This is a genomic window from Providencia rustigianii DSM 4541 (genome assembly GCF_000156395.1).
GTDB lineage: Bacteria > Pseudomonadota > Gammaproteobacteria > Enterobacterales > Enterobacteriaceae > Providencia > Providencia rustigianii.
Genome location: NZ_GG703820.1, coordinates 99,488 through 111,059, shown reverse-complemented (window position 1 = coordinate 111,059; position 11,572 = coordinate 99,488). Strand labels below are relative to the sequence as shown.

The following is an 11,572-nucleotide window of genomic DNA, read 5'->3' as shown; positions in this document are numbered from 1 at the left end:
CATAGAAAGCGCATAACGATGTTAATCCTGATAGTAGAAGGTTTATTGATAGGCTGTTTGCTTGGCTTAACGGGAGCTGGAGGCGGTATTTTGGCCGTGCCTGCGCTGATGACGAGTCAAGGATGGAGCGTTGCTCAAGCGGCTCCCGTGGGACTATTAGCGATAACGTTAGCGGCATTTGTTGGTGTAGTTCAAGGTCTTATTCAGGGTAATATTCGTTATAAAGCAGCCATTTGGATTGCATTAGTCAGTATTCCCAGTGCGAAATATGGGGTGTATTTAGCGAATATCATCTCGCCGCAATGGCTCACATTGGCTTTTAGCTTGGTGATGTGTGTAGTCGCTTACCGGACCCTTTTTAAGTCAGTGAGTGACAGTGATAATGCCCTGTGCAAAATAAACCAGCAAACAGGACGCTTTATTTGGAATTTTAAAACAGCGTCTATTCTAGGGGGCGTTGGGATTATTGCTGGGCTGCTGACTGGACTTTTAGGGGTTGGTGGGGGATTTGTGATTGTTCCCGCATTAAGAAAACTAACCAACTTAAATATCAAAAGTATCATTGCTACATCATTGATGGTTATTTTTCTGATTGGTGGCATCAGTATTACAATTAATTTATTAAATGGTTTCGAATATCCTCTCGATATTAGTGCTACGTTTATTTTATCCTGTGTTGTCGGTTTGATTATCGGCCGCATCATGATTCATTATATCTCGGCACTGCGGATCCAAATTCTATTTGGTATTTTAGTGATGCTGGTGGCGGCATATCTCCTGTACTCTTTTATCTCCTTTGTTGTTGTTAACGGAATTCCCCATCTCTTTTAATTGTTTTTTTCTATCTCAAATAAATCACGTCTGATTTTTCGTATTTGCTACTATTCCGATTGAATAAAACACCCTATTTATATAGCGTGGCTTAAGATCACAGGGAAATGTATTATTCTTAATAAAAGGTATCGTTATGACAACCACCGTTATTGTTATTCTGCTGGTATTGATTGTTATTTTTGTTGGTTGGGGAATTTCTATTTATAACCGATTGATTAGTGCGAAAAATCAAGTCAGTAACCAGTTCGCTAATATTGACGTTATTCTAAAACAACGTGCAGACCAAATTCCTCAATTAGTGGCTGTAGCTGAAAAAGCCATGGAACATGAAAAAACATTATTTACGTCATTGAGTGATGCACGCCAACACTATTTTAATGCTCAGGATGTGAATGAAAAAATTGCGGCATCCAACGAAATGGGGCGTGCTCTAAAAGGGTTGATTGCTGTTGCGGAAAACTATCCTACATTGATTTCGGGTGAGCAATTCACTCAGTTACAAATCGCGCTCAGTGAAGTGGAAGATAAAATTGCCCAGCGCCGTGAAGGCTTCAATGATGCTACTACAGAATATAATACCGCCATTCAAATGTTCCCTGACAGCCTCATTGCGAACGCTTTCAATTTTACCTCATTACCATTACTTGAAATTTCAGAAGATGAAAAAAAATATGATGGTATTCAATTCAAATAATGTGATGAATTTAGGGTGTAAGGCGTAAATATGTATTACATTCTCGGTGCGGTATTTGGTTTTATTTTGTTTTATTTAGACCTAAAGCTCTCTAAAAAGCCAAGAACAAATTGGGGCGTTATCCCATTTGCGGGTATTGCGGTAGGAACATGGGAGCAACTTTCTCCCTCCGCAGGTGATTATGAGAAATATGTTTATTTAGGCATTGCTCTGATCATTTCTTTCGTGGTGATCCGTGTCATCGTTAGAGTAAGTCGTGAAGCTAATGTGCGTTACCAACGACTACAGAATGAAGGCTCATCTAAATTTACAGCGCTGTTAAAAGTTATTGTAGGTTCGTTATTGGCCACCTGCTTAGCGGTGGGCTTCTTTATTGATATGCGGATATTTTTTGGGGCTTTTGTTCTAGTTTTTATTTTCAATATAATTGAAAATACGCCCAAAAAGCGATTTTTAAAATTTCAAAAGAGTTTAGCGACGTCAAAAATTCGCTCAATGGCAATGGGATTAGTGGAAGTCGAAGGGCAAATAACCCAAGGAACTGAAATCAAAAGTCGCTTAGGTAAGCGTAGCTGTTATGGTTCTTTTTATTATGAATACTCCATATCGAAAGATAAAGACGGCAAAAAAAGTTATACCCTCCAAGATAGCAAAGTGAGTTTGAACGATTTTACGATTACAGACGATACAGGCTCGGCGAAAGTCATTTGTGACCCTGATTATTTTGTTCATGCAGGCTTAACACCACACATGGATTTTGAGCAAGGCAATCGTCGTTATAAAGAGATTTTAATTGAAGGTAATGTTAGCTATTTATTAATTGGCTCAGTAGACAGTGAAAATGGTCAACGGATCATCACCCGCAAACCACCGCACTTATTATTAGGTATTTCCCCGTCAGAGTATGTCACTCGTTGGAATAAAACCGCCCCCATGCGTAAGAATCTAGGAATGACAGCAATCATTGCGGCTATTTTGATTGTAGTTATTTTAATGACCCCCTCCAGTTATCAAGATGGTTTCCTGACTTTACATTTTAATCAAATTTCCCTGTTTGGTAGCGAATAATATGAACGCTCTTATTTTTTTGATTTTTATTGGCGTCATTGGCATGATTTTGATCCGCTATATTGTGGGGATCTATAACAATATTATTTTCTTAAAAAATAACTGTGACAAAGCGTTTGCCAATATTGATGTACTCTTGAAAAAGCAAGCCGACTTAATGCCATCATTGACGGTAGTTGCTGGGGTGGCAATGGCGCATGAAAAAGTATTGATCAATGAGTTACTGGAAAGCCGCCAACAATATTTATCAACGAATCAACTTGATATTAAAGTTGATTCGGCAAACCAGTTACACTCACGTCTTAAACCTATGTTGGCCATTGCTGAGAATTATCCTCAGTTAATTAGCAAACAGGCGCTGTTGGCTTTGCAAACAACAGCAAAACAAATTGAAAATCAAATCGCAGATCGTCGTGAATTTTTTAACCAAACAGTGACGTTATACAATACAGATATTCGTATTTTCCCCAATGTCATTTTTACTGTGCTGTGCCGATTTAACGATATTCCGTTGCTCTACCCTCAGCAGGAGTTCAAGTCATGATTACAATCCCCTTTTCTTTATTTGGTTTTACCGATTGGCTGCTCTACAGAGGGGAAGGTGGGTTGGTGATCATGTTCGCTACCTTTGGCATGATCCCAGCCGGTATTGTCGTTGCTTTGGTTATGAGAGCTATTGGGCTGAAAAATTATATTGCACCAGTGGCATTCGGTATGATGAGCTCGATGTTTGTCAGTATGATCGTGATGATCCCGATGCTATTGATGTTTGGTTTGAGTGATATCCCAAAGGCGATACTTATTTGGATGGTGGTAGTGGTTAGCTGCATTATATTTTTTCTAGTAAATATAAATTACATAGATATATGGAATTCAAGTCTAGAAGGTAAAGAGTTAAAAAATTCAATAAAATCAAAAAAAAATAAAGCGAAGTAATCTCATGGCTTACCCGTATTGAGGGTAGGGTGAATAAAATTTGTAGATATCGTATTTTTAAAGATGAATTATTACTTGCAGATATTTTTATATCTTAAATCAATAAGCCATATGTTAACTCGTAGGATAATTCTTATATTATGGGATTGCCTCAAGGGGGCGTTCGGCTCGAAAAAATGATATGACCTACGATATCTCACCACAAAGGGTTGCATAAGATAATGCTGTTTGTAATAAAATAATAGCACGCTGATAACGCCTTACACTGTATGAGTGTAAATTTTTGGTGTTAATCTAGGTATTATATAACTAAATTGTGTGAGTTTTGTATAGATACTGTCTATGTATGTTGGTTTTGGATAGTTTTTCTTTTATTTAACTTTATAATATCTACAGAAAATTTTATTTAAGTCTTTTTTTATGTAAATATAATAATCACCGATTAAACTCCATAGTGGTGTGAAATTGTAAATAACCACCACTATACGTAAGTTAAGAGTATTTTCGATATAAAAATCTAATTTTTAGCTCATTTTGCGAATAGTTTGGTTTAATATATATTAATTACGTGGCTGTGAAATCAAAGTTGTACTTATTTTATTGTTTTCTATAGTGAAATAAAATGAAACAATTTGTCATGATTTGTTTTTTTAATAACCATATAAATTGGACTGATTTAAATTATAAAAATACATGCTTATAATAGCCTCATCGAATTAATTGGTCCGATAAAATTTATTGGCATTTAATCGATATTAAAAACAAACAATTTATTACTGAGTAATTAACTCATTTTCTTATTAAATATTTTAATAGGAGGGTTTTGTTTGTTTAAATATTATTTTTATTATATAGGGTTTAATCCATGTTCAAGAAAACAGTAATTGCACTATCTTTAGTTTCTTTATCAGGTGCGGCATTAGCGGCTGCACCGGTAGCTAATTTGAAAGTCACGGGAACAATCACGCCTCCAACTTGTACTATTAAGGGTCAAAACTCTGTTGATATTGAATATGTTTTCGATGTCTCTCCGGGAATGTTCCCTGTGTCAGGTAACTTAGCTCTTGAGCCAAAAACAAATAGCATTGAAGTTATTTGTGATGCTGCAACGTATTTAACATTCACCTCAACAGATAATCGTGCCAGCTCTGTATTAACCGAGAGTATTTATAACTTCGGATTAGGTTTATTTGATACAGATAAAAAAGTCGGTTTTTATACGATTAATATGAAAAATGCGACGGTAAAACAAGATTCAACAAGTACAGCTCAAAGTGTTGGTATTTCCAATGGAGCAACCTATGGAACTACTATGTTTGCAGATAAGACTAAAAAATTAGCTTGGGCAACAGCGGCGAGTACTTTAAAAGCTGGACAAGTATTTACTGCAGATTTGGATGTTAGACCAACTCTCAGTGCTGCACTAAAAACCAGTTCAGGTGATGCTCATTTAGATGGTTATGCAACGTTAGCATTCGCGTTCTCTCTTTAATATAAATGTGAAATGAATAGGTATAATTTTATATCTATTCATTATGGATGATTATAATGATTCAAAAAATAAAATTACTAATATTATCATCGATATTTGTATCGCCATGGATAATGGCAAATACCTCTGCAAATATAAAAATTACTGGTGATATTAAGCAACCAACCTGTTTAGTTAATGGTAATAAACAGTCTGATGTTATCTTTGAGCTTGCAGATATATCTCCAAAAGATTTGAATCAAACTTCATATATTTCATTGAAATCTAATGTCAGTAAAAATGTCACGGTTTCATGTGACGCAGAAACCTATTTAACATATAGAGCAGTCGATACATATATGAATACACCGTGGCCAGCATTTGTGAGTCCTGACTATTTTAATATGGTTTTATCGGATAATTCGAACAAATCAGTAGGTTTAGTTCTGTTTAGTACATCAGATGTTACTATTGACTCAAAGCCAGCATTTATTGCCAGAGATGGAGTAACGGCAAACAATACGGTTGTCAGGAAAAATATCTTAAATGGTTGGGCAACTAAAGATTCAACGGTATTTGCCAACAGGCTAACTGCGGGGAAAATATTTTCAGCTAATTTTACTGCGGCTGGTGGTTATCTAAGCTCTATTAATCAATTTAATACGGATGGTATTGATTTATCTTCTAAAGTTAATTATCAGGCAGAGGTTGTGCTAGCTTTTAACTTCGGTATTTGATTTTTTGAACATAGTTATTGATTGAGGGATGTATGCGTTTATCTACTGTAGCAATAACTAAAAAAATAATTTACTTTATTTTTTGTAGTTTAGTTTTTAGTGGGTCGATGTATTCGCGTACATTTCAAGATAGAAGTCTCGTTGATGTTATCGAATCACCTCCTACATGTGAGATAATTACTCCAGATGGTGGACAATATCAATTTAATCAGTTGCATGCTCGTCAATTTGATTTTATTAAAAAAACAGATATTCCTGAAATAGTAAAAACATGGCAAGTCTCATGCAATGTACCAACGCAGTTGCTTGTACAATTTTCTGATAATCGAAGTGATACTTCATTAATAGGAAATGAAAGTTACTTTGGATTAGGTCGTGTTAATAATCAAGGGTTATTAGGTAATTATCAATTAATTCTCGATCAAGCTAAGGTAGATAGCCAATCTGCTGAACTTGGATTGATAGAGAGTTCAGCATTATCTAAAAATGTGCAACGTATTTCGGTACTAAAAAATAAGAGATATGGATGGCTAACGAATGGACAAACCTTATCGAGTGGACGATTTTTTTCAGTAAACATTGCTGTTAAACCAATACTAAACAGTCTGAAAGAAACAAATGGTCCTATTATTGAAGCTACTGAATTAGATGGAAGCGTAGATATTATATTTTCATTTGGAATATAGTTTTATTTTTTGTTATTTACCTTGGAAATAAAAACAATAATGAATAAGAAAAATAAATTTTATTATTGTCAGTCATTTCTATTTTTTGCTGTGATACATGCTAATAGTTCTGTAGCGTCAGAAGGAATAAAAAGTAAAGAGAATACTTCACCTGCTTCGATTAACTTTGATATAGATTCATTGAAGTCACTTGGATATGGGGCTGAGGTCGCTGAATTTTTTATGAAGGGTAATCAGTTTCTACCTGGGCGTCACGATGTCACAATAAAATTAAATGGCAGCAATGAATATACTGAAAATGTTGAAATTAATGACACCGGAGAGCTTTGTCTTACTAGTGAATTAATGAATAAATTCAAACTCAAAAAAGTGAATTTAAGTGAAGGATGCAATACATTTCAGCGGATTTATCCAGAAGGGAAAATAACGCTACATCCGAATTCATATAAGATTGATATGGTGATAGCTGAAACTCACTTAGATCCTAAATTACAAGGAAATGAATTAACCTATGGTGGATTCGGCCTCTTAAGTAACTATCAATTATATGGGATGTATATTAGTGGCAATTATGGACAGCAATTTACCCAAGGTGAGTTTGAAACAGGGATCAATTGGAAAAATTGGATATTAAGAAATAATAGCAGTATGTCTGCTGGTGAATCAAAATCACAATACCAATTTAATGAAACGGTTTTGTCAAAGAGTATTGAACCTCTTCAATCGAAACTAGATATAGGTCAGCTAAATGCTCAAGGTGTTTTTTTTGGGGGAACTCCGATTGATGGTATTCAAATCTATTCGGATAGCTCTTTGCAATCAGCCAATGCTTTAGTGGTGCCAGTAACGGGATTTGCGAGTTCTCCATCAACCGTTGAAATACAGCAAAATGGTCGATTGTTATACCGAACGATGGTATCAGCCGGTGCTTTTGAACTAAATAGAATTAATAACGTTGTTATCGGAAGCCCCTTAGATGTCACGGTGATACAGGATAATGGTGAGCAGCAGAAATTTCAGGTAGTGACTGCAAACCAATTGAGCCAAGCTTCATCATCAACATCTTATTCGTTGGTTTCTGGGCGGTACCGTAGCCGAGATAATCAACAAACTGAAAAACCGATGGTGACCAGTGCAGAGCTCAGTCATCAATATGGTGACTCAAACTACGCAGCAGGTGCTCTTTATTCAGATAAATTCCAAGCTGTCAGTGGGCGTATGAGTTCATATTTTAATGTGTTAACGCCTGTTTCTACTGGGGTCGGTATACAAAGCGCTCGAAACAGTGAGAAACGTGGAGAGCAAATTGATTTTAATACCAATATTAATTTTGACAAAGTCTCGGTTGGGGCTTCTGTTTTGTACCGTACTAACCAGTTTCCTACATTGGATAGTTCGCTATTAAAAAATGATTTTACCCAAGATACGCAAGAAAAATGGAATGGGTGGTATAGCGGTGAAATACAAACATCCTCATCACTGTTTGCCAGTTGGGGCGATATTAAATGGGGGCGTTTTAGTGGGAATATTAACCATACCCATTTTTATGGAAATAAATCAGATACCATTTTTTACTCTGCGAGTTATGGCAGAAAAATAGCAGATATTTCTTTAACGGTGAACTATCAAACGGGTGATGACCAAGATAGCCGTTTTTTTATTAATGCATCGATGCCATTAGGTAAGAAAAAGAATATCAGCATGCAAAGCCAGCATGGTCAAGATAAAACCATGGTAATGGCGAATTTTAATCAGCAAGTGAGTGATAATTTAAGATATTCAGTGGGTGCTGGTCGTAATGATAATACGAGTGTTTTAAATGGAAGTATCAATAACACGAATGCTTATAGCAATATTTCTGTTAGTGGTTCGATGTCACAGAATAATACACGTTCAGTGATGGTCGCGGCTTCAGGAGGCTTAGCTTATTCCGATGGCTTATTGGCGACATCATCAGTACCGTTAAGTGACACTTTTGGTATTGTTTATATTCCGGGTGAGCCGGGGGTTAGAGTCAATACATTAGGAAGTGGAACAACCATAACGAACCATTTTGGGACAGCGGCAATTTCATCTTTACCGATGAACCAAAAATCGACAGTGCAGCTGAATACTGAAAAATTACCACTGAATGTGCGTTTAGATACCACATCATTTGATGTTGCCGCCGCAAGGGGGTCAGTGATTACTAAACGTATTAATTCAACCAAAATGAGACAGTTATTATTGAGTATTAAAATGGAGAATGGCGATGCCGTTCCTTTTGGTGCCAGCGTGTTAAATGAGAAAGGTGATTATATGGGCGTTATTATGGGAGAAGGTAATTTACTGTTAAGTAATGAACAAATCGGAAATGATATTATCTTACGGTCACCTAATTCTAATGATTGCATCATTAAATATACAGTACCGAAAGAATTCTCCGCTGAGTCACTTTATGAAGAGGCAGATGCTCTCTGTCATTAATTTTATTATATTAAATACAATTTTGAGGTTGTAATGAAAAAATTAGGATATACACATTTTTTGTTTTTATTTTTATTAATGAGTTTTTCTGTAAAGGCGAGTTTTCAACTTGAAACTATGACTATTATTTTAGATGCGGGCGAGGAGCGAAAAGTATTTAGTGTTAAAAATACATCACAAGAGCCAATCTTATTATCAACTAAAGTCTCAGATCTTGATGGTTCAAAATCAATGGCTAAAGATATTATGGTGTCACCACCCATTATTCGTATTGAACCCAATGAAAGCCAGCAAATTAATTTTGTCTTAAAAAAAGGTTTGGAATTAAAACAAGAAGAAATTCTTAGAGTCTCTTTTCAAGGTGTAGGAGTCGCTAAACAGAATTCTGCCAAAATGCCGATTAGGCAAGATATTGCGATGTTAATTACACCTGCAAATATGTTACTAAGCCAAACGTCATGGAAAAATATGACGGTTAATCAAAGCAATAACCAACTCATATTAAAAAATACCGGTGACCAAGTTATTCGATTATCTCCATCGGTAACCGCTTTACCTAACAATGAGGCTTATTCAATTGAACAGTTTTATTTAAGACCAAATGAAAGTAAGGTGATTGATGTTAAGGGACGTGTTCAAGAATTAGTTATTTCACCTTTGAGTCGTTATGGGTTTAAAACTAAAAATGATGAAGTAATAAAAGTAACACATAACTAATTAACTTTTCATGTTAATAATGTTAATAGTCAAATTTTTTTATTTAATTTTTATATATAGGTTTTTATAAAATGAAGAATTCAGATGAAGATGGCCATTTTGGCGATAATTTTTATTCTTCCATAGCTGGAAGGGAGTTAAGACGAATTAGAAAAATGAAAGGTTTTTCAGGTGCTAAAATTGCTAAGCAACTTGGGGTTTCACAGCAACATTATTCTCGATATGAATGTGGGAAATGTCGAATATCAATTGATACCCTTTTGATTTCTTTAGCTATATTGGATTTTGATTTTAGTGATTTTTTTAATGAAATGAAATTCATCATAAAAAATGATAAAAGAGAATATCCTATAGATATCAAGTTAAATGATACACATAAAGATATTGAAAAATACTTTGAAAAACAAAACTAGCCACAATTATGGTTTATTATTGTATTCCATCAATAAACTTCAAAAATTTAATTTTTTATGATGTTATTTTTTCGTTATTAACTTGAGTAAGTAATCCGCCAATTAGGCGGATTTTTGTTAATTATTAGCAATGGATAATTAAAGGTGATGAGGAGATTCAATCAGTGCTATTGAATGGTGGTAATGTACTCGGCATTCCAAACATATTCCCCTGCTTTATTTGGGCATAGCCCTTGCAAACGAGTTTCAATTTGTCTCTCTTTTTGTCCCATTGGCATTTGAATAGTTTGGGGGGAGGTATTAAGAATATTTTGGTTATCGAGGTAAATACTAAAACTATCAGGTAGATCATTAGATTTTACCGTTAACTCCATTCTTTTACTTTGCCCCATATATCCCACAAAGCCCACAGTCAATGGAATAATGGCTTCCAGATTGTCATTGGGTGAGCAGGATTTCAAATCAACAATTGCAGGTGCGCTGATATGAGGAAATGCTATACTCGAAGCATGTAATTTAATAATGGTATAGGTGACACTTGTAGGTCTAAATAGGACTTGGCTAGCGGAGTTTGTTACTATAGTACAGTAAAAAATCCATGTTTCATTGTCAAATCCTGACAGGCTGTTTATATATGCAATTCCACTAATTGAATTATCACCACCAAAGAAATTTTTTACGCTAGCACTTCCATTAAGCTTAATTTTCCCATCATTAAAGGTCTCTTCATAGGTTCCCAATCCTTCACTATAAAAAGCATTTTTCATTTCCTCAATGCTTGACCAACATGATGTTCGTAATGGACCTGATGTACCATTGGGATTACTGTAATCTACCATAAACGAGAGTGAGTTATTTCTCCCTTGAGCTTGAATATCTTCAATATATTCATCTTTAGTTTCTTTTAGAATAAATGTCGTCTCCGCATAAACAGATATCGGGAATAACGAAATAATAAAAATAAATAACTGGCGCAATATTTTTGACCTTACTGGTTAATTCGCAATTTACATCGGCTCGATAGTGACCGTAATCTGTCCATTAACATCACCAACGGGATTACTTGAGGTGGAAGCCACCTGCGGAACGACGGTGATTGTTGTCACATTCCCATCGTTGGTGTTATCCCTTTCCAACGTTGCGGTAGTCGATGATAAATCAAGATAATCATCATTGAATTTTAAGCAGTAGCGCATAAAGTCAGCATCAGTTTTAATACAGGATGCATCAGCCTCTTTGATTTGAAAGGTATACTTATATTTATCGGTTCCAGAACATGTGGCGGTTAAATTAAAGGTTTTAGAGTAAGCCGTTAGGTCTTCCCCAGTTAATTTTCCATTAAATGCAGAACTCGGAATATCATTTAAAGAAACGGTATCGGGTGCATCAAGTGAGCAGCCTGCCAAAACAGTCGCTTTTATTTTAACTAACGCACTTGCACTTTCAGCGATGGCTAAATTGATATTTGCGCCACCAACAAAGGTGACTGCCAAAATTAAATTAAAGAGTTTATTGGTAATTAAATTCATATTAAGCCTTTTATTTGAACG

The 11,572-nt window shown here is 35.3% G+C and carries 13 protein-coding genes; 11 read left to right on the top strand and 2 right to left on the bottom strand.

The genetic code is table 11. The annotated features are described in order from the left end of the window. Positions 1-18 precede the first annotated feature (18 nt). The 11 genes from PROVRUST_RS14895 to PROVRUST_RS14845 all read left to right on the top strand — a co-directional run bounded on the left by PROVRUST_RS14895 (position 19) and on the right by PROVRUST_RS14845 (position 10,022). Entirely contained in the window at positions 19-831 is an 813-nt protein-coding gene (locus PROVRUST_RS14895) for a sulfite exporter TauE/SafE family protein (RefSeq protein WP_006815694.1), read from the top strand. A gap of 136 nt (positions 832-967) precedes the next feature. Beyond that, positions 968-1,528, top strand: a complete 561-nt coding sequence (locus PROVRUST_RS14890; protein ID WP_006815693.1) for a LemA family protein — start codon at positions 968-970, stop codon at positions 1,526-1,528. A 30-nt stretch (positions 1,529-1,558) separates the two neighbouring features. Next, on the top strand, positions 1,559-2,596 hold the full coding sequence (locus PROVRUST_RS14885) for a hypothetical protein (protein WP_006815692.1): 1,038 nt from the start codon (positions 1,559-1,561) through the stop codon (positions 2,594-2,596). Position 2,597: 1 nt separating this feature from the next. Beyond that, the gene (locus tag PROVRUST_RS14880) at positions 2,598-3,140 is read left to right on the top strand and encodes a LemA family protein (RefSeq protein ID WP_006815691.1); all 543 of its coding nucleotides are present in this window, start codon (positions 2,598-2,600) and stop codon (positions 3,138-3,140) included. Next, positions 3,137-3,532, top strand: coding sequence for a hypothetical protein (locus PROVRUST_RS14875; RefSeq protein ID WP_006815690.1), 396 nt, complete (start codon positions 3,137-3,139; stop codon positions 3,530-3,532). The genes PROVRUST_RS14880 and PROVRUST_RS14875 overlap by 4 nt, the downstream gene beginning before the upstream one ends. Positions 3,533-4,397: 865 nt before the next feature. Beyond that, complete coding sequence (locus tag PROVRUST_RS14870; protein WP_006815689.1) at positions 4,398-5,024, top strand: hypothetical protein; 627 nt, start codon at positions 4,398-4,400, stop codon at positions 5,022-5,024. 56 nt (positions 5,025-5,080) lie between these two features. Then, positions 5,081-5,740 (top strand): hypothetical protein, encoded by a 660-nt coding sequence (locus tag PROVRUST_RS14865; RefSeq protein ID WP_039855575.1) that lies wholly within the window; start codon positions 5,081-5,083, stop codon positions 5,738-5,740. Positions 5,741-5,772: 32 nt separating this feature from the next. Next, entirely contained in the window at positions 5,773-6,426 is a 654-nt protein-coding gene (locus PROVRUST_RS14860; RefSeq protein ID WP_006815687.1) for a hypothetical protein, read from the top strand. Between the two features lie 39 nt (positions 6,427-6,465). Then, positions 6,466-8,892, top strand: a complete 2,427-nt coding sequence (locus PROVRUST_RS14855; protein WP_006815686.1) for a fimbria/pilus outer membrane usher protein — start codon at positions 6,466-6,468, stop codon at positions 8,890-8,892. Between the two features lie 33 nt (positions 8,893-8,925). Further along, positions 8,926-9,609, top strand: a complete 684-nt coding sequence (locus tag PROVRUST_RS14850; protein WP_006815685.1) for a fimbria/pilus chaperone family protein — start codon at positions 8,926-8,928, stop codon at positions 9,607-9,609. A 71-nt stretch (positions 9,610-9,680) separates the two neighbouring features. After that, on the top strand, positions 9,681-10,022 hold the full coding sequence (locus PROVRUST_RS14845; protein ID WP_006815684.1) for a helix-turn-helix domain-containing protein: 342 nt from the start codon (positions 9,681-9,683) through the stop codon (positions 10,020-10,022). Between the two features lie 167 nt (positions 10,023-10,189). Here the strand turns inward: PROVRUST_RS14845 and PROVRUST_RS14840 are convergent, their stop codons facing one another. Both PROVRUST_RS14840 and PROVRUST_RS14835 read right to left on the bottom strand, forming a co-directional pair. Beyond that, positions 10,190-10,999 (bottom strand): hypothetical protein, encoded by an 810-nt coding sequence (locus PROVRUST_RS14840; RefSeq protein ID WP_006815683.1) that lies wholly within the window; start codon positions 10,997-10,999, stop codon positions 10,190-10,192. Positions 11,000-11,029: 30 nt separating this feature from the next. Continuing rightward, the gene (locus PROVRUST_RS14835) at positions 11,030-11,551 is read right to left on the bottom strand and encodes a hypothetical protein (protein WP_006815682.1); all 522 of its coding nucleotides are present in this window, start codon (positions 11,549-11,551) and stop codon (positions 11,030-11,032) included. Positions 11,552-11,572: the final 21 nt, after the last annotated feature.